13 protein-coding genes are annotated in these 25,091 nt (G+C 51.0%); all 13 read right to left on the bottom strand.

The window, feature by feature from the left end; all coding sequences use genetic code 11:
* The 13 genes from O2597_RS02795 to O2597_RS02735 all read right to left on the bottom strand — a co-directional run bounded on the left by O2597_RS02795 (position 1) and on the right by O2597_RS02735 (position 25,071).
* Entirely contained in the window at positions 1–1,401 is a 1,401-nt protein-coding gene (locus O2597_RS02795; RefSeq protein WP_269522664.1) for a family 4 glycosyl hydrolase, read from the bottom strand.
* Between the two features lie 6 nt (positions 1,402–1,407).
* Positions 1,408–6,303 (bottom strand): hypothetical protein, encoded by a 4,896-nt coding sequence (locus tag O2597_RS02790; RefSeq protein ID WP_269522663.1) that lies wholly within the window; start codon positions 6,301–6,303, stop codon positions 1,408–1,410.
* Between the two features lie 10 nt (positions 6,304–6,313).
* Complete coding sequence (locus tag O2597_RS02785; protein ID WP_269522662.1) at positions 6,314–8,623, bottom strand: sialate O-acetylesterase; 2,310 nt, start codon at positions 8,621–8,623, stop codon at positions 6,314–6,316.
* A gap of 24 nt (positions 8,624–8,647) precedes the next feature.
* Positions 8,648–12,814, bottom strand: coding sequence for a hypothetical protein (locus O2597_RS02780; protein WP_269522661.1), 4,167 nt, complete (start codon positions 12,812–12,814; stop codon positions 8,648–8,650).
* Positions 12,815–12,909: 95 nt separating this feature from the next.
* A complete protein-coding gene (locus O2597_RS02775; RefSeq protein ID WP_269522660.1) occupies positions 12,910–13,602 on the bottom strand; it encodes a hypothetical protein in 693 nt (230 codons plus the stop codon).
* A 20-nt stretch (positions 13,603–13,622) separates the two neighbouring features.
* Positions 13,623–16,862 (bottom strand): hypothetical protein, encoded by a 3,240-nt coding sequence (locus O2597_RS02770; RefSeq protein WP_269522659.1) that lies wholly within the window; start codon positions 16,860–16,862, stop codon positions 13,623–13,625.
* 242 nt (positions 16,863–17,104) lie between these two features.
* Positions 17,105–18,730: an alpha-amylase family glycosyl hydrolase gene (locus O2597_RS02765; RefSeq protein ID WP_269522658.1), complete on the bottom strand. Its 1,626-nt coding sequence runs from the start codon at positions 18,728–18,730 to the stop codon at positions 17,105–17,107.
* 15 nt (positions 18,731–18,745) lie between these two features.
* A complete protein-coding gene (locus tag O2597_RS02760; RefSeq protein WP_269522657.1) occupies positions 18,746–19,930 on the bottom strand; it encodes an SGNH/GDSL hydrolase family protein in 1,185 nt (394 codons plus the stop codon).
* A gap of 12 nt (positions 19,931–19,942) precedes the next feature.
* Positions 19,943–20,158: a hypothetical protein gene (locus tag O2597_RS02755; protein WP_269522656.1), complete on the bottom strand. Its 216-nt coding sequence runs from the start codon at positions 20,156–20,158 to the stop codon at positions 19,943–19,945.
* Positions 20,159–20,197: 39 nt separating this feature from the next.
* Positions 20,198–21,415, bottom strand: coding sequence for an alpha-L-fucosidase (locus O2597_RS02750; protein WP_269522655.1), 1,218 nt, complete (start codon positions 21,413–21,415; stop codon positions 20,198–20,200).
* Positions 21,416–21,448: 33 nt separating this feature from the next.
* Positions 21,449–22,576, bottom strand: a complete 1,128-nt coding sequence (locus tag O2597_RS02745; protein ID WP_269522654.1) for an ABC transporter ATP-binding protein — start codon at positions 22,574–22,576, stop codon at positions 21,449–21,451.
* A gap of 96 nt (positions 22,577–22,672) precedes the next feature.
* The gene (locus tag O2597_RS02740) at positions 22,673–23,512 is read right to left on the bottom strand and encodes a carbohydrate ABC transporter permease (RefSeq protein WP_269522653.1); all 840 of its coding nucleotides are present in this window, start codon (positions 23,510–23,512) and stop codon (positions 22,673–22,675) included.
* A gap of 47 nt (positions 23,513–23,559) precedes the next feature.
* Positions 23,560–25,071, bottom strand: coding sequence for a carbohydrate ABC transporter permease (locus O2597_RS02735; protein WP_269522652.1), 1,512 nt, complete (start codon positions 25,069–25,071; stop codon positions 23,560–23,562).
* Positions 25,072–25,091: the final 20 nt, after the last annotated feature.

Raw genomic sequence — 25,091 nt, 5'->3', positions numbered from 1 at the left:
CTAAAAATGATGGATAGCCGGTTGATAGCAGGCTGCGATTTCATCACCGGCCAGATGAAATAGAGTCCGATACAAATCACCCAGATCCGAGCTGAAAGGACGAACCGGATAAGTTAAGAGTGCCCGAGACAGCAATACAGGGTCTTCTGACGCCAGTGCATTGCCGAGCAAGGTTTGATGAGCGGCTAAAGCGGCAGATAATCCGTGAACCACGGGCGGAATGTCATAAGCGAACACCGAGGCTGAGCGGATGGAGTCCTCATAAAGATACTGTGTGTATTCGACCACATGATCATGATGGATCCCCGCAATCGCGCCCTCGTTCGGACGTGAGGTCGCCAAACGCATTTCGCGAACACCGGCAACCGCCGCCATAATCCTTACGAAGATATCCTGATCCGCCCGGCGGAAAGTATGATTTTCCTTCCAGTAATTTTCCCAGAAATTCGTGTCCAAGTCCCGATCGACCCATTGGTTGAAGTCGCTGTCCAACTTTGCCCGAGCTTGCCAGCCCGACTCAATCGCAGCCTCCACCTCGGCGACCGTGCGATTCGGATTTTCTTTTCGGTATTTGACCAAGGCCTCGTCATACATCAGATGCGCCAAACCATCGCCTTCAGAAGAGAACACCAAAACTCCATATTTGCGCCATAATCGAACGAGTGTGTTCACACTGTTTGTAATATTGGAGCGGGCGAATTCATTCCACCAGGGCTGTAGTTCGCACATTTGCCAGTCATCCCCCGTATGCTGCTCCAATGCCTCAAAGATCGGCTGTCCCTGCCATTCACCCTCAACCACATAGCTCAAATGGTTCACACCGGCACAGTGAACCTCTAAATCCTTGGCCTCGGCATCCTGCCCAAAAATCCTGGGAATATCCCATAGATGGTTGGTAAAACCCGCGCATACACCCAAGCAACGGATATTAGTATGATTGTTGACCATCGCAGAAAGCACCGCAATGGGGTTCACGAAATTAATCAACCAAGCCTCGGGACACAGCACTTCCATCCGTCGGGCAATGTTCATAACAACCGGAGCGATTTTAACCGCCGAGACCGCACCATTCGGCGAGACATTATCCGAACTGATAAAACCGCGATCAAAGGACTCATGATGCCCCAGCATGTATGATTTCTGTGGGCTGGCCGGCAAAATAATGCCGACCATATCGGCTCCCTCCAGCGCTTCATCCAAGGAATCGCCCCATCGTATCCGACAGTTTGCCCGCGATTGCTCCGGCGTTTTCAGGAGCATCTTTCCCATCGCTTCCGCTCGGGGCACGTTCAAGTCATAGAGAAAGACTTCCCCATCATCCAGCACCCCAGAATCAGCCATCGCCCCTCGGATAATACCGAATAGACGTAAAGCACCTCCTCCAACGAAACATACCTTCATAACAGCTTATTTCTTATAAATTTCTATCTTCACAATATCTCCATTCCCGGCATCAGCAATGTAGAGCCATTCACGGCCCTGTGCATCCCGGATGCTGGCAATCCCCGACGGTGAACGCAACAGAAGAGCCCCATCGGCTTCATCTGAAGTGCCAAAACCGCCCAGCGCAGCCATACATTCGCCCGATGGGGCAAACAATTCCACTTCGTGCCGTGAACCATCCAGCAGCCAGAAGTTGCCTTTACTATCGATCGTCAAAGCATTCGGATCCCGGATATCCTTGTATCCCGGCGCACTGCTCTTGGTCCGCTCCCAACCCCAATCAACTTGACCCTTCGCATCCAAACAAAGAATCTGACGCGACTGCCCACCGGCAACATATGTTTTTCCATCAGAATCCTGATAAAAACCATAGCGAGCCTCATTTTTAGAGTTCAAGGCGTAGAGCGTCGTCAGGCTTTCATCGCGTTCACTCCAAGCTTGAATGAGGTATTTACTCTCACGTCCGACCTTGCCTTTCGCGCCGAACAAGACACGCCCCAGACCGTCGACCGCCAAATCATGCGCGAATGCATAGCTGTTAGCCAGCACAGGCAGCCCCCCATTGAGCGCTTCAGGCTCTGCCCATCCGTTCCCACTTCGTTTGGCCACAAATAGATTGATCCCTCGCTTCATCCCATTCCAGTGCGAGCTGAGATAGAGATCACCTGCTGGCCCAAATGCAAAGGACTCGAACTGTGGTCGATCCATCCGAAAGCCAGGATCATAGGCTAATTCGATCCGATCATCCCTCGTCGGATCAATCCGGTAGAGCTTGCCATCCGCAGCGAAATACACTCGACCTTCCAGAACTTTCAATTGGCTTGCATCAGTCAGACGATGACCAGAGACAGCTCTGGTGATGAGACTTTCCACAATCGCATTGGGTTCATTCAGATCACGAGCACCCACAAGGGTTTGATCAACCGGTCTGATGTAGGCGAAACACAATCTCCCGTTCACATCCACATCGAAGTCATGCGGCACTTCTTCCAGTTGCACTTCAGAATCGAACCTAAAGCCACCATTCGGTTCTAAGCGAAACACGCGCAAAGTTTTGGAGCCACCTTCGCGCACAACCAATCGATCTGCACGAACGGCCAGAGACCTTGGGTTTTGCGAAGAGATTGACTGCAAGTGCTGTCCATCCGCACTGTAGACTTCTACCGATTCGGCACGCCCCACGTAGATACGTCCGCGTTCATCCACAGCCGCAGAACCCACTGCCTCTTCGCTCAGTTGAAACTGCAAGACTCCATCCGTCGAATAGACATACAAACCTTCACGCCCAGCTTCCGGACAAGAGAGCACGGCAATCCCGTCACCACCGGCAGCGAGTAATCTGGTGCCCTGACCGGGATAACCAAACTGTTTATTCGGCAGCGGAAGCACTCGACCATCTTTGCCATCCAGCAAGACGGGGCGAGCTGCACCACTTTGCGCTAGCAGATTGCCTTCCTTCGTGACAAAGAAAATGCTCGGCGAGTAAGTAACTGAAGGTTCCAGCGTTTGTTTTCGAATATCCCCCGGAAAGGTTCTGTATTCTTCATATAGATATAAATCACGCACACAGTTCCCGTTTGCATCAAAAGCACGAATTGTATTCTCCGAATTCACCCACATGAGTCCATCTGGCCCGGTGGCCAAGGATTGTATGGAATCCATTTCCTGCTCGCTTGAATTTAAAATACGTTCGTGCTCCAAATCGGAAGTATCCAGATATGGGTTTCCGTGCGCTTGACTACGATCCCACAATCCTTCCGGATATTGGCCACTCAGGTAGTAAACAAAGACCGCAGGCAGCTTTTCAAGCAAGCCGCGCGCCTTATATACCTCCCCTGCCTCATAGGCTGAGATGGCGCCATCCATGGCTGACAAAGCCGCGTCGACATCTGCACGACTCAACTCCGGTGCAATGCGCTTTGCCGCGAGATCAGCCCGCAAGCGGCGAGCATCAGCAATCATCGGCCCAAGCTTCGCAGTGTAGGTATCCGGCACTGTATTCTTGATGGAAACCAGTTCGCCACCACCACGGATACGAAATGCCCGCAGCATAAACGGTTCAATTGTTAGTTCCAAGCTACCTTCCTCCGAAAGCGGTAACACACTGTCATCAACAGCTGAACGGACAATCGCGCCTTCTTGAAGCTGAATTGAAGTATGCACGGCCACTGGCAAACGGTTCACTGCGTAAAACCAGAAATCACCATCTGCATCCGTGTATGACCAGACAGCCACCGGATCACGCCCTTGATCCCATGCAGTGAAGGACTCCGCTGGCAAAGAACGATATTCACGAAGAAATGGCTGCATCACACTCGGTGTCCCAAAAATCCAACCGCTTCCACCTGTTGACAGGAAGCTCGTATCGGCATTGGCAAGCGCCTGAGCGTAGATATCGCGCTCGTTCACATCGGATGGCGTGCAGGTATCAAAGGCCGAGAACGTCCGCCCGCCATACTCCGACCAATCCAAGTGTCGGTTGACCTCATAATAATCGCTGTAGATGCCATAAGCACGACCATCGAACTGTCCGACCTCCTGAATCGAAGTATCGTATATCAGATTCAACTTATCCGCATCGTTCGTCGGAATCGAGTAACGACGGCCATACATACCCCCCGGAGGAATCACGACGATATCCGACTCATTCGCATACTGCTTAGGATCCATCCCGACCTCCCGCATTTGATCGAGAATATCCGTGCTCAAGGCCACATCCGGATGCAATCCATACCAATTAAAATACAATTTGGCATCGGGCTTTGCCTGTTGGATGCGTGCTAACAACCTCTTATGATAATCGTGTATCTTTTGACAACGCCATTCAAACCAGGCATCACGTGCTTGCCCCATGAGGAATGCGAACCGCTCCTCGAACCGATTCGGATCGCCAGACTTGCCGGGGACATCGATCCCAGTCTCCCGCTCGAAATATTCAATAGTCCAATCTCCGTATCCACAACTGTGATTCGGCAAAGCATTCCAGCCCTGCCACTGCCAACGAAACATCATGCGGGAACTGATGCCGGCAAAAGCCTCACTGTCCGCAAGACTATCCGCCATCTCGCCTAGAATTTGAATGTAAGCGTCCTGCACTTTTGGATGTAAAGGATTGTAGACAAAAGACTCCCAAGCAACACGCGTGCGACCTTCCTTATCATAGATCACCATGTCCTTTGCATCATCCGTAACAAAGTTGACCTCAAAATGCTTGCGCCCGTTTTCGTAGACAGGCTTGGCCCAAACGCCCATGACTTCACGGTCGAACCAAGACTGACCTGTAAGATGAAACTCCGGCACTAATTTTGAATCGTATTTTTCCGCAATCAGAGATGCTAGACGCACTTCATTAACAGGCTTCACGAAATATCCGTCCAAGAGCTTACTGGGATGGTGTGCCCCTTGATAGACCACCACGGTTGGAAACATCAGATTCGCACCTAAGAAGCGATTCCATTGCCCCCAACGATCGAGCGACTTTAAGTCCTCAAGAACCGAAGTTCCATCATCGGCACCAAAGAACTTTCTCCAGCGACCACTCTCTTCAAAATAAAAACCAAAGCTTCGCCCCCGGGTCTCCCCCAAGTTCGCCGCGGGCAAGCCAGATTCGATCAGGTCGATCTGGATACGAGCAGCCGCTGCCTTCATTTCCGGCACTAAATTAAGCACCGCAATCACAACCTCATCCTTTGCCTTAGGAATGAAGTAAGCTTCATGCACTTTCATCGAGTGTGTCAGCGGATATTGGTCCCCCGTTTCCACTCCACCGGTATTGACCTGCGCTGCGGCCGTGCCACGGGGTTCCGAACCGTCATTGATCCAGAATCCCATACTACGGCGATCATCATCCGGATACGTCACTCTCAAACGATACTGCCGGTTGATCTCTGGAAGTTTGAATTTGTATGAAAAGCCATCGAGTCCCCACTCGCTCTCTTCCGCAGTGATTGAGCCCGGAGACTCGCGGTAACTGCCGAACGCTTTCTCCACCAAGGTGGAAACGCCCCCTTTTTCCCAGAATCGACCTTCCGGCGGTTCAGCCGTGCAATCAATATCGATCACAGGAGTCGTGACCAACTCAGCTGGCGCCGATGGCGCATGGTCTGTATTCACTGCGACAAATTCACCAGCCTTTAGATCGGATGGGCGTAAGCGCTGGCCATCAACATCCGCCACCAGACGATACACACCCTCCTCAGGAATCGTAATCTGAACAGTCTGATGAATCAGTTTTTCGGAAGCTGGAAAATCAATCTGCCCAACTGCCTGCTCTTCATGAGAAACCGTATCGATTAAAATCAACTCATACCGTGTCGGAACCTTCGTCCCGCCGGCAACCTTCAAAGAGATCGGTTCCAGTGTTCGCACCACGTTTTTGGACGGCCAAATACGAATGGATCCAGAAGCATCCAATCCGGATGCACGCAACTCCCAATAGTCGGGAAAGTCCCCGGGATGGAGAGGACGATGAATGCGCAAGGTGTGCATGCCCGAGTCCAACCAGAGATTCCCTTCTTTGAATCCACCGAATGCCCGATCCACATCCTCGTCATCCGATCTGGAGATTTCAAAAACCGGCTCACCGTCAACATAGACCGAACGAATCCATGCCGGCGACATACCTTTGAACCAAAGCGAATACCAACCGTCTACAGGAACTTCGAGATCATACTCGACCCATCCTTGACCCAATTTCAGCGTGCCCGCCTTTTTTAGAGGCTCTAGCTCAACATTTCTGGGCCAGTCGATTCTAGAACGGTCAAAGTCCCATCCGTCGCGTGAAACGACAAGCGGTATCTCCGCCAATGAGAGCAAGCTCGCCCCCAAGAAAACCAACATGGAAATAATTAATTTTTTCATATTCCACATCCTAGTATTCGCGAACCCAATCCACACCTTCCGTCACTTTCGGCCAATCATCTGTGCGGAAGACCGGCGTCGGCAAACCATGCTTGTTAATGAGCTGACTGCCTCGGGTGGACTCGGACCAAGAATAGCGCACTGCAACCGGATTCGGCACTTCAGGGCTGCTGACAATCACAGTCTCCCCGTCGATTCGGGCATCCGCCCAATGCCACTGACGATCATCGCCCGCAATTGAAAAAGCATTCAACACCTCTCCTTTGTAACTAAGCCCCTTAGCATGGTCGAAATAAACACGAATGGCATCCCCCTCAATTTTGAATTCCCGGAATGTCGGCCCCTGGTAAGGCACTTCCTTACCGTAGACCGTATTCAAAGCCGCCCGAGCCAGACGATGCCCGACGGGTAACTTGTCCAGATAATGCACATCGTCTTCCGGTGTCATCAGATCATCCGTAACCACCATGGCGGTATTAGGCAGATCCAAAGCAGCGGTTTGCGCCTCTTTGAGTTCACCTTGGCGGTAATCACCAGCAGGACCCGTAAAATGTTTACCGCTTCCATAGGCAATCTGCACATAGAGAAACGCGAGATCAGGCTGATCAAACAGTTCACGCCATTCCTGTATCATGAGTTTAAAACGTTCCTCGTAACAAGCAGCCATGGGGCTATCACTTTCCCCTTGATACCACAGGATTCCCTTAAGAGCGAAAGGTGCCATCGGTGCAATCAATTGATCATAGTGCTTCGAAGGAAAGTTTCTTGGAGGGTAGAGAGTAGGCAGTTTGGGTTTCTTGGTTTTCGCTTTGCCAGCCTCCTTCAGTTTGCGCCACTTAAGCACCTCCGCCTCAACCTTGTTAAGGTAGTCTAATTCATAAATTGCTTCATCCAGATTAGTTTCATATGCCTCGGCGATCTTCCTGAGCGATGGCAAGGCTTCATGTGCTTCCTGGCTCATCCAGGTAGAGATAATCGTCCCCCCCCGCCCGGCATCAATCAATCCCACCGGCACGCCCAAAGCCTCATGGATATCCCGTCCAAATGCATAATGAATCGCTTTCCACGGATACATTTTAGACACATCACCACCGAATACAGCGGAGTTCCAATAGGCGTGCCGCAGAACATGCTGATCGGTCACCAAATCATCAGGGTAGTTATTGGTAATTCTCACATCCGGGTAATCCACTTCAGACGCGTATTCCACCGCACCCGTTGCACTCTTCAAGGGCCCGCCTAGATTTGACTGTCCGGAGAGCAACCAAACGTCCCCCATCAGAATGTTGTAGCACTTCAGGGTTTTGTCTCCCGAAGTCGCCGTTAATTCATAAGGACCGCCTACTGCAATCGGTTCGAAGGTCACTTGCCAACGTCCATCCGCTTGGCTCTGGGTGGATAATTTCTGCCCGGCAAGCTCCACAGTCACTTTGCTGTCTGGCGTTGCCCAACCCCAAACTGGTAGTTCCATATCACGTTGCAGGACGGCACCACTTCGAAACAACGCTGAGAACTCAAAGCCTAATTCACGCGTTTTCTTTTCTTTTGCTTCCTGAACGAGAAAGAAACCCGACTTGAAATCGGCATTCGTCAACAACGCATCGTTAACCTTCGCGCGAATCGTATAAAAGCCTTCTCCGGGAGGACTCAACTCGGCCTCACGAATAATTGGGGCGGATGCCTTAGGGAATTGAACCGTTCCGATCGAAGTCAATTCACCAGTTGCCAGATCCTCCCAATACACATCATAGCTCGTTTCGAACGAAGCGCCGCCTTCGATCTTTATCTTAATTTTTGTTTCGGTGTCCAATAGACGACTCTCATCCGCCCACACTCTAACGGTATCACCCGCATCTTCAGCCGGACGCAGTTCCCATAGACTCGGCAAATTCGCAGGGAATTGATTCCTTTGAAGACGCAAAGTATGCATGCCTTCACTCAAATAGACATTGATCTCCTTAAAATTCACACTGTCTTTCGGCGCATTGGGCACGACATCCTCTGGATCGGCTCCCTGCAGTCTAACATACGTCACTCCATCGACGAAGACATCGTGTGACCACGAGGGCGCACCACACCTGAGATAGAGCGCATACCAGCCCGCATCGCTGACTTCAAAGTCATACTCCATCCATCCAGCAAACTCGTTGGGCAGCCCGTCCTCGATGGCAGCAGCCACTTCGGCTTCGCTACCAGTCAGCTGTGAGCGATCAAAACTCCAGCCATCCCGCTGAATAACTTCGGCAGCCAATAAAGTGCTGGCCAGACAAGTAAAACCGCAGAGTGCAGAAAGGTATTTTCGATTTAGAATATTCATCATTTGGGTCATTCTAGAATGCAGAGATCAGTTTGATAATTCATTCGGGGTTGGCGCAAAACGGAGACCGCCAGGATCCGTCATAAAGACGGTGAACCAGCAATTCATACTGCCACCATGATTCTTCACCATTAAACGGTTTTGCCCCTTGTTCAGATGTATTTTTGCCGCTCTGGGCTTCCAGCCATTAAAGCCGAATCCGGTATTCGCATAAAGTTTCTCATGCCCCGCCATCGGCAGGACGATTTCTCCATTCAAATATACGTTCGCCCACCAGTCGGAACCCACATGAAGAATCACATCCTGATCTCGCGGACTTTCAATAAAGGTCTGAGCAAAGCCGACCCAATAGCCAGTAATCCCAGCCCGTTGCGCAAAATTGACACCAGACTCCTCATAGGAACCGACGACCTCACCAGTCTGTTGCCAGGACAATGCATCGCCCAATTCGTTTGTGTAAGTCGCATCCAAATCAGGATTTAACTCCGGCGGAAATTTCTTCATCGCAACTGACTTCAGCGCCTCATCACTCGATTTGCCCCGTAAATTGGTGTTCCATATCGATTTGAAAGGACCCACTGTCGACCATTGGGTCGTTGGCACAGAAACCAAATCAGGAGCCAATTTGGCAGCATAGAGACCAAATGGAGCTGCGCCCTCAAGTATCAATCGGGCTTTGCCACTTTTCAAAGACACTGCGGCAAAATCAACACGCTGGGGCTCACCTGGCTGATCGATATGAAGCGGAATCTTCAAACTTTTTCCGTCCAATGAAGCAATTGCTACACTGGCCTCCTGACCAATATAGCCCAAGCTCAGACGATAGAAGCCATCGACCGGCACATCCAAATCCAATTCGAAACCCGTATGCTTCGTCACCAGAACTTTCTGGAATTTCCATTCCGGATTGAAGCTCTCGGACGCCTGCAGTTCGGCTTTATCGGGATCGACAAGCATCGAATTCAAATCCTCGACGGACAGAAATGGCTCACTGGGCGAAAAGCGGTCCGTGCCCAAGTTTTCCAAGCGGTTTATAAATTGACCGCGGATTTGTCCCTCCGGATAGCGACCGAATTGCTGGTAGACTTGCATCATTGTAGCCGACACAAGAAGTGAGCGCGCCCGCCAGTAATCTTCCGCCGAGAAGCAGTTCCAAGCCTCGTTCAGTTTCTTTTGAAACATGCTTTGTGCCTTCGGTTCCACAAGCCCTGCATAGGTCGATGACTGCATTTGAGCGTTTAATTTTTGGGCGAAGGACAGGCGATAACGTAAAAATCCAATCGCTTCTTTCGGCACAGAATACTGAACTGCCTCAATGGAGGCCTTCTTGGACGCTCGAAATGCCCGCAACTGGAATGGCTTGAATTCAAGACGCACATTTCCATCCTGCAGCTTAAAGACGCCTCCAGTTCCCAGCTGTGTGATTTGCTTGGTATTTTGAAGTTCGACTGTTGTTTGAACCGGATAACGCTCGCGGTTGACTGCATAAAAAATGAATGCGTCATCGGTTTCCAATGTCCAAAAAGCAACTGGATCATCAGCAAACTCGACCCGCTCGAACGGGACGCGAGGCAAGCGTCGGAATTCTGCCATCCACTCATTAAAGTATTCGCGTTCACCCCAGGTAATCGGGTAGCCACCATCTCGAAATACCATTGTATCCTGTTCGGCCAAGACAGTCGCATAGCGCTCGAGTTGATTACGCCCAGCCACATCGGAACCCGAAGTATACCACCATCGCTTTAATGGCATCCCGAGTTTATCGAGCGGGAATTCCTTAGCCCATTCCTGATAGTAACCAAATTCAGAATACGATCTAAAAGCCCCATGCCCAGCACCGATATAATCGGCATCCATAAAGTCATCATACTGAGCTTGGTCTTGTAACAAAGTCATCGACTTACCACGACCATACCCCGAATCCGGCATAAATGCCAAGCCAGGTTCGGAGTCTAAACGCTCCAAATCCAGACCTTGCAGTGCCACTCGTTGCTGTAAATTAGCAGGCACACTCGGCAGATGCGCCTGATCCGTCCGGGCATCGCCGACGAGGAAAAAAGCCGCTTCTGGCTTCGCCGCTTGCACTGCGTCCCGAAGCCGCGCCAGAAAATCAGTCACGCGTTCCTGACGCCACGCGATCCAGTGCTCCTTCATCTCCGGACTAGTCAGAAAACGGTAGCGCTTCTCAAAACGCTTTGGATCATCCACAGCACCGGGCACTGCAATCCCTGTATCGTCACTAAATTGCGAGATCGTCCAATCCCCGTATCCCCAATTTAAACTGGACAGAGCAAAGAGCCCGGACCACTTCCACGAATTCAGACGTCCGGCTAAGCCAGCAAAGGAACGCGTGTCTCCTAAAGTTTGCGCCATCTCAGCATAGATCGCGATGACTTTGTCCTGCACATGCGGATGCAGCACATTCCAAACGGGCAAAATTCCACCCCGACTCTCCGTCTTGTTGTAGCGATAGCCCCACCAAGAAGCCGTATACAAATCGTCAGGATTCTCTGCACCTTCCGCCATAACTTTATCCGTGAAGTAGCGCTGCTTGGCAGTAAAAATTTCGCCGATATAACCCAAACCGTATTTATCGCATAACAGCGCGCTCAGGCGAGGGATGTTGTAATCATATTGCATGAATCCAACGAGCTCTTCCGAAGGGTAAGTTGCCTGCTGGTAGGCAGTGATCGTCGGCCAAAAGGCATTCATCCCGGAATAACCGATCCACTCCATGTTCCGTTGGAGTCCAATATAGTCTCGCAGGATCGGCGAAAGATCCTCCGGCGTATTGAAATGACGATGCCAGCGCTCCGGCTCTTCCATATAGGAACCAACCAAGCGTCCATTTGCACCACCACTCTCGGGACGCAACCCACCCTCGATCTTGTAAATACGGATTTTCGAAGCGGCAGCACGTTTCCCCAATCGGGCACTCATGAGACCAACGTGGAGCTCTTTTCCATTGGGGTAGAAGAAAACGCTCTCAGTCAGCATCTGATTGGATAAAGTAACCGGCCCACCGGTCTCATAACCCGCGGTCGGCGGCAAAAAACCGTCGCCTTTGGCTTTGTTATAAACATCCACAATAGAGATACAGACCGAGCGCCAATCATCATCCGGATGGTCAATTTCGATCAGGTAGCGGGAACCGGGGTCTTCGACATCGAACAAGTAAGCAAAACCAGAGAAGTTTTCCTGAACAAAACGAGGGTGCGGATCCACATCAGGCCCAGTTCCGTTATTACTTTCCCGATAAGTGCCTGCCTCGGTCGTAACGAGGCGTGTCGAACCATTGGCTTCCCAGTAATTCTCACCCAGCGTAACCGCTTCGCCATTGATTGTATTTTCGACGCAATCGACTACATAGAGCAAACGCTTGACGGCTGGCTCCGTCTGCATCTTCGCCAATTCCGTATCAACGACAAAATAGCGGAGACCCGCAAACACATCGATCGAGATCAGATGCTCTTCCGAGCGCACAGCGAGCTGAAAAACGCCCTCTGAATCCGTAGGGATCGAAACCTTACGTGTAATAAACGAAGTGCTCTTCGGAAAGTGAACCGACGCAACGACCGCATCCGTCCGATTCAATTCATCAAATCGGACCAAGTCATAGCTTCGGGCCTCTCCGGCTCCTCCAGTCAACTCCAATTCAAATGGATCGCCCAACCGAAGCTCCTTATAGCCAAGCACCTTGACACTAACAGAAGATTCCGGCCCAGAGGCGGCTTTAAGAGCCATTCGCCGGGGGAGGCCAGCCGGATAGCCCATGCGCCCCACGCGTTGATAGCGAATGGTATGGACTCCTTTCGTTAAGGGCAAATGAGCGACATCGGTCCAGCCATTGGTTGTCAGCTTCTCCTGAGGAAGACTCAGAGTTTCCGCTGCCGATTTATCGCTATTACGAAGCCCTAGTATAATCCGTTCCCCATCCAAAAAAACCTCATACATCAATGAGGGTAAATTCTCGAATGAGAGCGTATACCAATCGCTCTGCTCTATCTCGACATCAAATTCAAACCAGCCTTCACCATCTAAACTACCTTTACCAGAATCAGTCCACTTGCCATCAAACGTTAATTCTCCTCGAGTATAATCGACCACATCGGCCGTAAAAAAAGCAGCCCTTTCAGAGGCAATTGATTGGCTGAACAGAAACGCCAATATTAAGAAAGTTAGAGAGAGACGCATGAGATTACAGGGGAGAAACAAGGCTGCAGGAGTAAAAAACACAACAAACTACCATATGATAGTTTGGTCGAGTAAATTATAGTAATTTGGCCACTTCATCGAGGGGAATATTCACTAAAAAGACGTATCTGAACAGGATTCAGGCTGTTATCACTATTTAGGATGAAAATGTTCATGCGATTATTCGGTTCATGTGGCCAAATAGAACTGTAGGCGAGCTCCCAACTTTGCTCTTCATCCGAACGGGCAAACTTGACCTCAACGGAAGTCGATTCGGCATCCTTTAGTTCAACGACTTCAAATCCATTTGAAGCTACGGCAAACAATTCCTCACCGACTTTACCACGAATCTCGAAATCACTCAGGTTACAGACTTGGTAACTGCCACGCTTGAAGTTTTCTATGTTTCTGGGGATCGGAAAAACCCGAAACGCCTCCCCTTCTCCATCAAGTGCTTTGAAGATAAATAAAACCTCGTCCAGATCGGAAGTTAAATCACATTTCGCCACAGGAATCCGCCGAACTCCGGTCTCTGTATCCGCAGGCACCTCACGAAAAAAGACAATCGGGCTGGGCCCTCGATATGCCTTAGGTAAAGAAAAACCACGACTGTAGATTTTGAGTGATTTAACTTCACCATCGCTTAGATAATTCAAATCGCGGATCACCCCCTCATCCCAATTCAATGTAATAAAATCGAGTTCGAATATCTCCGGGACTTCATCGTTTGCCTGACAAATAGTAAGCAAAGATAAAAAAATGAATAAATATGGGATTCGGAAAAACATAAATACTCGATAGTTTAAGGTCAGACATCTTCCGGGTTCAACCACCGAAACTTTACGATTCGAAAAGCGCGCCCAAAGTCGCCGACCGGAAGATTGCGATTACTCAAATCACTACGGTCACCCTCGATTGGATCCGGATAGCGCTGAACAACCGCTTCACAGTAAGCACGATTGGTGATCGTATCCGTCAATGGATCGACGCAATCCCCATAACCACGGATAATAAATGTATCAGACCGTGCCGTTAAAATCGGGCCAAGGGCTTGGAGCACATCGCTCTGCAACAAGTAACCCGGCGCATTAGTGGCCTGCTTACCTGAACTGGCGACTGGAAACGGACTATCTTCCGGCCCATCGGCATCCAACGAGAGCGCATTATCCAATACATCATTGATGCTACTGGCTGGAGCATCCAGAGCTCGCTGAAGAATACCACTTACACGCTCGTCCTCCACAGTGCTACCGAGATCGACAAGGCTACGGTTCACAAACTCAGCTAGACTTAAGAAAGGTCGTCCACGCTCTTTGATCCGATTCACGATTTCTACTGCCAAGTTTTCAATCTGTTGCTGACTCAAGACATGATACCCACGCCAAAAAGCTTCAGCATCCCCCGCAGAACCCGAGTTAGATTGGTAGTCACTGCCATAAGGCCGACTTAACCTCGAGAAATATAGACTGGCGCTTTCGTTGACTGAAGTCCCATCTGTCGGATCGTAGACAGGGAGCTTCAAATCCTTCATTGAGCTTAGCAAGGCCACCCAAGCTTTGACTGAGGTCGAATTGATATTAAATGGCCCATTCACCATCATCCATGAAGCTAAGGCCTTGTAAGCTTGGGCGTTGGCTTCTGAATCACTGAAAGCATTCGCATCAATCAAGTCCTGTAACTCATAAGCAAACTCGTAACGTTTATTTCGCTGCAATCCATCTGTATATAAATCGGAAAAATCAGCCTCACTCAGAGATGGGTCGATCGACGAGAAAAAATAGGAATCCCACAAAGCTTCATTGATACGGTAGGGCAAATCATAGACCGTATAATTAGCGAAATTAGAATTAACCACTTGCCCCAGTGGGATGCGCGGATTGGCATAAGAGTTCCCGACAATCCATCCAGGGTCACTACTGTAGCGAGAAAGGTTCGCATGCTGTAATTCTCCAATGGAAAGCAGAGGTTCGCGAGGGACATTAAACAAAACTACGAATCGCTGCCCCCCCGTCGCCGTAGAGCTCCCCCAGTAGCCACTGTAGCGATTCGTATCCCATGCCTCAGGAGGAACCGCCCCCGACAACAGTCCATGGTCCTGCTGCGCCGAATACATCCCCATAGAAGTGTTTCCATTTCCGTCTTTAAAACCATCCCAATCAGCATCGCCGGCCAAAGCTCTTAAATTCTGATCTACCATGTTACGAAATCCATTCACCTCGCGCGAAGTCGGCATCATAAATGACCAACTGGCTAGATAAACACCGCTCTGGTTACTAGCGCTACTCACAAAAAAAGGAGCGATCTCATCATCAACCGTTGGTGGCTTTTTATCGGCATCCGCCTGATAGAGCTTCGCAAAGCGATGTATATCCAAATCTCCAATCCATGAAGGATTAATTTTTCTGAGCACAATGTAAAAGTCCAACTTGTCATCCGCTAAGTCCGCGTCCGATAACAATTCTACACTATTAATCACAACTTCTTCGTCAGGGCCAAATTCCTGCGAAGTAATTTCATCATAATAATACCCATTTGCCAAATATGTAGGCACTAGGTTCTTGCTTGAATTGGTAGAAAAAATTCGGGTTTCTCCTGGTTTTAAATCGTATGGAGAGCTTGTTTGCGTAATATAATAACCCCGATCAGAACTCGACTCCGTAAGCCCCATAGAAACAAAGTCCTCTTCGATTACCTGCGAGCCAACCGTAATTTTAAATTTTGGATTCAGGCGCATGTAAAAACGATAAAAGCTAGTATCAATTGATACATTATAGGGATTATAAATTCGAATCACTGGCCTCATCCCAATATATAATTTATAATTCCCTGAGCCCTGCCTGACAGACTTAATCGAAAAATCAAACTGCAAGCCCGCTAAGACCGGTGTTACTGGACTATTCATCTGATAATTATCCTCTAAACCAAATGCGGGATTACCATGCTTGTATGGGAAATAATCATAACGAACCGCCGTTGTGTTCAATTTGGGCTGAGCCGGAATTTGTGCCATCGAATTACCGCCTGTCAGTGTTTGATAATGCAGATAGTAGTCCCTCAAAATTGACCAATTCGGTCCCGTCGGATTTCCCGAAGCATCCACAATGTCGTCCACCAGTCTTAAACTCGACAACATCGGCTGCACATTCGGGTCTCCAAACTCACGGAGAAACACTGTATCCGACTCGAAAGCAGCCGTTAGGTCCTGCTTCAACCCACCGTTTTTCGTGTCACTGAGGACACCATAACTGTCGACCGAAAGATCATGAAAGTAGTCTCGAGCCACAGACGCACCAGAGGTCAAAGTCGATAAGCTATCCAAGGTGGCCAAATTCTCCAGACGGGCATCGTCCTCGAAATCATCATTCTCAAATTCAGCATCCACCTGATTGATTCCATAGCCGTAAGACACCACCGTCGGTGACGCATTCTGAGAAATCGAAGGCGTATTGTCCTCCGACAAGATGTTCACCTTGGCTTTCACCCCATCGTCCCCGACCCAGAATGCATAACCTCCCGATCCATCCAAACTCGTATTGACAATCGAACGGCGCGGCACCTTCACCCTGTCGGATGCCTGTGAAACACTACCGTCATCCACCATCCAAACCACTTGATCGCTTACAGCCGGATCTGCTAATGCAATGTCCGGATTCACATAATCAGGATCGGTCGCAGCCAGACCTTCATTACCACTGACCAACCATACGGGTGCTGCCGCAGACTGGGTCGAATCCCAGATTCCCAACCAAAAACGATTCCCAGCGGCTTCAGCAGCATCTCCAGTTACATCTGAACGGGCACTTACACGTTGATCCGGTCCGGCATGCTTCTGCAACTCCCCCAGTGCAATCATCAAGCTCAAACGTGCATTTTCCTCCGCCTGAAGCCGCTGCTGTATGACCAGACTATTCGATGACTCCACTCTGATAAAAGTTGCGATGGAGACAACCAGCAGTAAGACAAAAGCCATCAGGCTAATCGCAATGATCAGTGCAAAACCACTTTTGCTCGGAAGCGTTCGCTGACTAGGGCAATTTGCGATGCACATTTTTTTGGGGGGGTAGAAGTATTGGCAAGGTTTATAGACAGTCCGTAAGACAAAAAACATCACTACCGAAGCGATTAGTCTGAATAAAAGGCAAACTTAGGTATCTGATGTTAGGACACAACGACTTACGTAAAGACACGCGTATACCATATGATAGTTGATGTAAAATCAAGACTTTAATATGTGAAGCTGGGATATCTCCCGGAGAGATGAGGTAGCCCGATAAAGGTGACCACATATCCTTACATTAACTTAAAAATACCATATCCAAAACCTGAAACACTTATGGATAATTGGTTTCCATCTTGAATCAGTTCGCATCCACAGTTCAGCAGGGATGCATCCAACAGACCGTCCATCTCCACGGTAATGGATTGCGTCTGACCGGATGGATTGACTGCAATCAGAAAAGAACTGCCAGCTAACTCACGCTTATATATAAACGGATAATGGCAATTTCCGGGGTTCAGGAACCGATAGTCACCGTCCGTCCCCAAGGCCGGATATGCTTTGCGGATATGGATCAACTTGCGAACAAAGTTTAATAGCGAACCCGGATCTTTTAGCTGCGCATCCACGGTCGGACGGTCGGGATCAGGGTCGATCGGAAGATACAAATAGTCGGCAGACGCCGTGGAAAATCCGGCGTTGTCGGAATCGTCCCACTGCATGGGAGTCCGCGTGCCGGCGCGTTCACCAAGCTCGGTGGTGCCGGCATTGATCGCGACAATGCCGTCGAGCAACGAACCTTCTTTCGAAGGCACGCCTTCGACATAGCGCATGCCGATCTCTTCACCATAGTAAATCGTCGGCGGTCCGGCCTGCGTCATGAAAAAGACCCAGGCGCAACGGAGTTCGTCCCAACCTCGGGGCGCGCAGCGCAAACGTTGAAAATCATGACAGCCCACCGGCAGGGTAATTAGTCCCTTACCCAAGGTCGCCTCACGTTGCTCGATATAGGACTTTTGAAACACTTCGAGACTCCCCTTCCCTTCGGCATCGAAATAGCAATGCGTCTGCCCTTTCGGCGGTGGCAGAGTGCCATTGCCGTTGAAGAACAAAGAGGAATAGCCCGGCGCATTGAAGTGCAGCATGAAGTCCAAATGGAAACCAGCCGCAATCGAACGGCTGGGCGAACTCCATTCAGACATGAGTACCCGGTCCGGATAGTTCGCATCGATCCAAGTGCGTACCTCCTGCCAAATCTCTTTGACCGCCTCGATGGAGGCCGCGGTGCCCTCCGGCTTGACCAAAGAGCCGGCCATATCCACACGAAATCCGTCACAGCCACGATCAAACCAGTAAGCGAGGATCTTCTTCAGCTCCGCCCGGTTTTTCATCGGCCCAGGCGCATCAATGGGGTCCTGCCAAGGCTCACTCGGTTCCGAATAGCCAAAGTTCAGAGCGGGTTGATACCAGAAAAAGTTGGAGACAAAGTCCCCACGCACCGGACCTTCCTTGGGATCGAAGTCACGGTTCTTCCAGATGTAGCGATTGGCTTCGACACAATGAGGATCGGCGGCCTCTTCCGCGAACCAGACATTGTCCATCGAGGTATGCCCGGCCACCAGGTCAAGAATCACTCGAATCCCCCGGTCATGGGCGGCTTGGACCAGTTCGACGAAGTCGGCCTCGTCGCCATAGCGTGGCGCGATCTTGTAGAAATCGCGGATGTCGTAGCCCGCGTCCCCAAAGGGTGAATCGAAGCAGGGGTTCAACCAAATCGTATTGATCCCCAGATCGCGGATGTAATCCAAACGGGAAATGATCCCCTGAAAATCGCCGACTCCATCTCTGTCGCTATCCTGAAAAGTCTGCGGATAGATCTGGTAGATCACCGCGTCTTTGAGCCAGTCCATTCCTGCCATATGAGCGTCCTTCCCTTACTTGGTGATGACAGAGCCACCGGCCACACAAACACTATTGAGACGCAGTTCTTCACCGGCTTCCAGCAAGGGACGAATCTCCAGGCGGTGTTGGACATCCGGATCCAAGCCATGCGTCAGTAGTTGCACCAGCCGCATATTACCACTGGCACACAGCGCCTTGTATTCGACCGGCTCTCCCCCATCGATACTGACGGTATAACGTCCGGACTTAGGCGTGCTTTCGCCGAAGAGCAAGACGCTCTCGCCCTTGAACTCGAGCACAAGCGCCTCGGGCGATTCGGTTTCACTGGCTTCGGCGAGCGCGAGGTCATCCATCCAGCGGGAGCAGGTAAAATCAAAGGCGACGGCATTGCGATGGGGAACACCGGTCTTCCAGCCCTTCGGCAACGCGTTTAAGCCAGCCAAGAGAAAGCGGTCGACCTGCATGTAGTGATCCGGGTAGATCGTGGCTTCGGGCAGCGCACAGACCGCCGCGTCTTGAACCGCTTTCAAATAAGTATCCCACACACATTCAGCATACAGCGCGTAACCGGCATCCCCCGGGTGGGTGTTGTCATAAGGCAAATCCCAAAGCTCATCCGGGGTGGCGCGTTCGTCCTCGAGCACCGCTTTACGCATCGAAGTTAAGACATCGGCAAGCGGTAAATTATAAGCCGCGCCAATCGCCTTATGGAGGTCATCCAATGGACGCACGGACGGCTTCGGCATGATATCGGCCTTCACTGCGAGGATGACTTGGACAACCGGAATATCCGCCTGCAACATGCGCCGTATCAGCGACTCATAAGAAGAGAGGCGGTCGTCTTCGGGAACCTTTGAAGCATGGTCATTTACCGTAAAATCAAGAAAGACCAGATCCGGTTCGTAAGCCAGCACATCGCGATTCAAACGAAAGGCTCCAAGTTGTGAACCGGTGCCACCGATGGCCGCATCGACAAAGGTAAAATGGGCATTCGGGTAATGCTCGCGCAAGTTCCGCGACACGATGGCGCGATACGAAGTCTTCAGAGGATCGGTCGCCTGGGCCCCCCAAGTTAAACTGCCTCCCAGAAAAGCAACCGTGAGCGTTTCACCACGGTTTGCGCGTTGATCGAATTCGGAAAAGGACAGAGATGATTCCGCGTTGGCGGCTTGAATAGCAGACATGATGAAGAATACGGAAAAGATGAAACGAAGCATATTAGGTTAAAATTAGATTTGGCCAGCAGACGAAACGAGGAACTCAACGACCGGTGCCGGATCCGGCAATCCTTGTGGATGGTGCTTTCCGTCCGGCAGCATGATTTCACGATAACATCCGCCAAGCTCTCTGAAATTCCCACGCAACAGGACGGAGTTTTCCTCGAAGCCTTCCCCATCGTAAGAATTGGCCCCTCGTTCCTGTAACCGATCTCGAATGGTATTCATCACTCGAACATAATTCACCAGTCTTCGCGCTCGAGAAACCTAGCCCGGAATCCAGAAGGAAGTCTGCTCGCGAATCGCTTCCGGTTGGCCGTCGAGTTCAAGAACAATCGTGGTGGCGATGGGATCCTTCAGAGGCACAGGCAAGTCCCGGAGGAATAAACGACCGTCTTTTTGCTCGAAATCGATGGATACCCCGCTCTCCAGAAACTTGGCCGAAAGCACTTTATTCTTGATCTCCCCGTAGCAGAGTTCCGTGCCGGTGCACTTGAAAATATTCAGGTAGACTTTGCTCCCCTTCATCGTGACTTTGCCCCAGTTATTCCAAGAGAAAGGACACTTCTCGGCTCCGTAAATAGCCTCGCCGTTACGCTTCAACCAATCCCCGGCAGCGGTTAAAATATCAACCGACTCCTGCGGCACGCTACCATCCGACTTCGGCCCAATGTTAAGAAGCAAATTGCCTCCATTCCGTGCGGTATCCGTCAGCATCTGGATCACATCATGGGACTGTTTCCAATTATGGTCACCGGCATGGTAGCCCCAATTATCATTCAGCGTCATGCAGGCTTCCCACAGGATATCCTCGGCCGGCGGCTTGATCGCCTGTTCGCAAACTTCCACATGGAAGGGCTCGCCGTTACGCTCATTGATCAGGATCTCCGGCTGTAGTGCCAGAACAGCTTCATTGACCTCACGACTCTGCAGGTCATCAGGGATACACCCGTCATACCAAAGGTAGTCGATCTTGCCGTAGTTCGACATCAGCTCAATGAGCTGGGCTTTGTAGTGCTCAATAAAGCGATCACGCTGCCCGGAATCTTTCCAATCCCCCTCATTCGGCCAGTCTCGGAAATGAGGGCCCGGATAGTCCGGATGAAACCAGGATGCCGGCGAAAAGTAAAAGCCGACCTTCAGGCCAGCTTCCCTAAAGGCTGCCACGTAAGGACCAACTAAATCACGCATCGGACCGATATTCCCCGCATGGAAATCACTGGTCTGCGTCGGCCAAAGGGCAAATCCATCATGATGCCGCGTAGTCAGCACGGCATACTTCATGCCGGCGTCGACTGCCAACTTTGCCCAGGCTTTCGGGTCGTAGCGCTCCGCTTTGAAGTTTTCCGCGTAGCGTGTCTTGTATTCCTCAAAAGGAACCAACTCCCGGTTGGGAAACCACTCGCCACGGGCCGCATAGGAGTAGACCCCCCAGTGAATAAACATCCCGTAGCGGGCCTCATTAAACCAATTCGTATCACTCATTTGTATACTTTCTCCTCGGACCTTTTTCTCCGCTTATCCCTTAACGACGTTCTCGGATGCCTGATCGAAGAGCGCGGCGCGCTCCTGATTGAAGCTGAGGTGTACCTGTTGCCCGATCTTGAAGGCGTGCTCCGCGTGGACTTTGGCAATGAAGGATTTTCCGGAGAGTGTATTCAGATATAAATAGGTCTCGGAACCCATTGGTTCGGCCACGTCGATCACAGCTTCAATCGAGTCACCACCGGAACTTTCTGAAACCTCAATATGCTCGGGACGCACGCCAAAGACAGCAGGCTTGTTTCCCTGTTTCTTTGCCGCGGCGACAAGATGCCCCTCCAATTTCAAGGTGAAGGCTTGACCGCGGGTGGACGCTTCTTCAGCGAAATAACTGGAGCCACCTTTCTCAATGCAGCTTCCGTGAAAGAAGTTCATTGGAGGCGAACCGATGAACCCCGCAACAAACATATTCTGAGGGTCGTTGTAGAGCTTGAGCGGCTCATCGACCTGCATGATGTTGCCGTCCTTCATCACACAGATGCGGTCCCCCATCGTCATCGCTTCCACCTGGTCGTGGGTGACGTAGATCATGGTGGCATCGAGTCGTGCATGCAGGCGGGAGATCTCGGTGCGCATTTGCACGCGCATCTTGGCATCCAAGTTGGAGAGCGGCTCGTCAAAGAGGAAGACATCGGGCTTGCGCACGATCGCGCGACCGACCGCCACACGTTGGCGCTGTCCACCCGAGAGCGCTTTAGGCTTGCGGTCCAGCATGCTGGTCAGACCCAAGATTTCTGCGGCTTCGTCCACACGACGTTTGATTTCGTCGCGGGGCGTCTTATTCAACTTCAGGCCGAAGGCCATGTTGTCAAAGAGCGTCATGTGCGGATACAGCGCATAATTTTGGAAGACCATGGCAATGCCGCGGTTCTTCGGTTCGACGTCGTTCATAATCTGGTCGCCGATTTTCAATGTGCCTCCGGTGATCTCTTCCAGTCCGGCGATCATACGCAGTGTTGTGGACTTGCCACAACCGGAAGGGCCGACGAAGACCATAAACTCCTTGTCGCGGATCTCGAGGTCGATGCCCTTGACCGCGCGGAAGCTGTCCTTTTTGCCGGGACTATAAGTCTTATCGAGTTTGCTGAGTGTAACAGTAGCCATTGTTTTTTAGAGTGTGAAAGTGGAAAGGTAAAAGGTGGGAAAGTATTCAGCGTTCAAAGTTGGACGTTCGATGTTCAGCGTTCGCGCCTTCGGCGCTTAGCCCTTCACCGCGCCGGCGGAGAGCCCCTTGACAAAGAACTTCATCGAGAACAGGAAGATGATGAGCAGCGGGACTGATGAAATGGCATAGCCGGCCATGAGCTGTCCGTATTGCTTCACATACTCGCCATCGAGTCGGAAGAGACCGACGGGAATCGTGAGGAGTTGATCGTCACGCAAAAGCAACAGTGGCAGGATGGTGTTATTCCAGGACCCGAGAAAGTCCATGATACAGGTCACCGAAATAATCGAAGCGGACAGGGGCAGAATGATATGACGGATCTGCTGCAGGTGTCCGGCTCCATCGAGCTGTGCAGACTCGAAGAGTTCCTTGGGTATGTCCTCGATAAAATTACGTAAGATAAAGACACCGGCAACTTGGCCGCCAACCGATGCCATCAGCACAAGCGCCCAGAGGTTGTTGACCAGGCCCATCTTGCGTAGCAGGTCAAAAAGAGTAACCAGCGCGGCGACCGTGCCAGGCAGAAACATCGTCGCCATGATCAAGTAGAAAATGACGTTCTTTCCGGGGAAGTCGTAACGCGCGATCGCATATGAGCACATTAGCACGATACAGAGTGTGATCGCGGTACCGAGGAATGAAACGAAGATCGAGTTGCAGATATAGCCACTGACAGTGTTCCATCCAATGGCCCAGTTATGCCAGTTCCACTCGCTGATCGAATCGAAGAACCACGGGTTGGCCAGAAACTGCTCGTTGCTCTTGAAACTCACCACGACCATGACGTAAAGCGGGAAGAAAGCAAAGAGCAGCACGAAGGCGAGATAGCCGAGCTTGATGACCTCGCCGAGTTTGTTGGATGTTTCCAGTTTCATGAACAAGTAGGTAAAAGCTGAGTCTTGATAGTTTTGAGGCAGGGGAATTACTTCTCCACCTTAACGTATTTTTGATAGACGATGGTCAGGAGCAGGATGATGACGAAAAGCACCATGCCTAAACCGCAGGCATAACCGAAACGCCCTTCGCTGAAAGCGGCACTAAACATATAGAGCCCGGGCACCATCCCCTTACCGCCGGGGCCACCATCGGGACCGAGCAGGATCAGGAAGATCTCATACATGGTCAAAGTACTGATCGTCATAAAGATCAGATTGATCCGCACCTGGGTCATAATCAACGGGAGCTCGATTTTGAAGATCATTCCGAGCGGACTGACACCGTCGAGCTTGGCAGCCTCGTACACATCCTGTGAAATATTTTGCAGGCCGGAGAGGTAGATGAGTACCCCGACTGTGCCGACCCAGGGAAAGCCCCAGAAGAGAATCGCGGGGATGACCAGATCTTTGTTGCCCAGCCAGGCAGGTGTGCCGTTGACGAACTGGCCGGTCGGCTCGGTCCAGATATTCCCCAGGAAGATGAAGACAACTCCCACCGCGATGCAAAGGCCTCCCAATGCAGAGAAGTAAGGCTTAGCCTTATAGTCGTCCATCTTGGCTCGCAGGATCTCCCCAATGGTGAAAGCGATACCAAGTGCCACCGGCAAGCGCCAGAGATCCGCCCAGAACACACCGATCCCCCCAAGCAGAAGGAAAGGCCAGGCAATCCAGCTGCTCCCCAGTCGACGGGCACAGGCAAACATCCAAACCAAGGCAATCAAACCGGTCATGAAGACCTTGCCTTCGGTCGGCGCGCTTTGCAGTCCGAAGAAGGCCGCCCCGACCGGCAATATCAGCGAACCGGCCAGTAGTACGACGTAGTCCCCCCAGCGACTGGCATCGTGCACCTTGCGTTTCCCGGCTGCCAGGATGTAGGCTCCAAGAATGATCAAGCCTCCAATTCCTCCGAAGACCGGATTGATGGCCGATGCTTGAATCGGTGACAATGCACTCGAAAGCTGTGGCATCGCGGCATCCATCCAGTCCAACAGTTGCATGCCGCCGGTCAGGTTAAGGAAACGGTTGACCAGTCCGAAATCCGGGTCGTAGAAATTTTTCCAGATCAACAGGAATACCATCCCCGGAATAATCATCGGGATGACAAAGCAGACTTGGATGAAATAGCGCAAACGGTCACTCTTCACCCGGTTCAGCGCAATCGCAGCCAGAATTCCCGGCCAAAGTTTGAACAGGTTCGCGATGAGGAGTATCCCCACGAGTTTGAAGCTTTGCCAGAACATCGGATCGGCAAAGGCCTCCTTGAAATTACGAAGTCCGATAAACTCTTTCACCGTCGGCGGTTGCCAGCGAAAGAAAGACATGAGGAAGACGTCGAACTTCGGATAATAACTGAAGACCAGCAGGGACAAGGTCGTCGGCAAAACCAGCAGATACAGGGCGAGAAACAGCTTACTCTTTTGAAAGAGTTTCGCACGCAGTTTGCCCTTCGCGTGGGCATCCGTCGCCGGATTCGGGGATAAATCAGTGTTGGAAGACATCGGAGAAAATTCAGGTGCTA

This window comes from Coraliomargarita parva (genome assembly GCF_027257905.1).
Taxonomy (GTDB): Bacteria; Verrucomicrobiota; Verrucomicrobiia; order Opitutales; family Coraliomargaritaceae; genus Coraliomargarita_A; species Coraliomargarita_A parva.
This window is presented reverse-complemented; position numbering and strand designations above follow the sequence as displayed.

What these genes read in the sequence shown, in the direction of transcription:
- O2597_RS02795 (WP_269522664.1), bottom strand. Translation starts at nt 1,401, where the DNA reads ATGAAGGTATGTTTCGTTGGAGGAGGTGCTTTACGTCTATTCGGTATT.
- O2597_RS02790 (WP_269522663.1), bottom strand. Translation starts at nt 6,303, where the DNA reads ATGAAAAAATTAATTATTTCCATGTTGGTTTTCTTGGGGGCGAGCTTG.
- O2597_RS02785 (WP_269522662.1), bottom strand. Translation starts at nt 8,623, where the DNA reads ATGATGAATATTCTAAATCGAAAATACCTTTCTGCACTCTGCGGTTTT.
- O2597_RS02780 (WP_269522661.1), bottom strand. Translation starts at nt 12,814, where the DNA reads ATGCGTCTCTCTCTAACTTTCTTAATATTGGCGTTTCTGTTCAGCCAA.
- O2597_RS02775 (WP_269522660.1), bottom strand. Translation starts at nt 13,602, where the DNA reads ATGTTTTTCCGAATCCCATATTTATTCATTTTTTTATCTTTGCTTACT.
- O2597_RS02770 (WP_269522659.1), bottom strand. Translation starts at nt 16,862, where the DNA reads ATGTGCATCGCAAATTGCCCTAGTCAGCGAACGCTTCCGAGCAAAAGT.
- O2597_RS02765 (WP_269522658.1), bottom strand. Translation starts at nt 18,730, where the DNA reads ATGGCAGGAATGGACTGGCTCAAAGACGCGGTGATCTACCAGATCTAT.
- O2597_RS02760 (WP_269522657.1), bottom strand. Translation starts at nt 19,930, where the DNA reads ATGCTTCGTTTCATCTTTTCCGTATTCTTCATCATGTCTGCTATTCAA.
- O2597_RS02755 (WP_269522656.1), bottom strand. Translation starts at nt 20,158, where the DNA reads ATGAATACCATTCGAGATCGGTTACAGGAACGAGGGGCCAATTCTTAC.
- O2597_RS02750 (WP_269522655.1), bottom strand. Translation starts at nt 21,415, where the DNA reads ATGAGTGATACGAATTGGTTTAATGAGGCCCGCTACGGGATGTTTATT.
- O2597_RS02745 (WP_269522654.1), bottom strand. Translation starts at nt 22,576, where the DNA reads ATGGCTACTGTTACACTCAGCAAACTCGATAAGACTTATAGTCCCGGC.
- O2597_RS02740 (WP_269522653.1), bottom strand. Translation starts at nt 23,512, where the DNA reads ATGAAACTGGAAACATCCAACAAACTCGGCGAGGTCATCAAGCTCGGC.
- O2597_RS02735 (WP_269522652.1), bottom strand. Translation starts at nt 25,071, where the DNA reads ATGTCTTCCAACACTGATTTATCCCCGAATCCGGCGACGGATGCCCAC.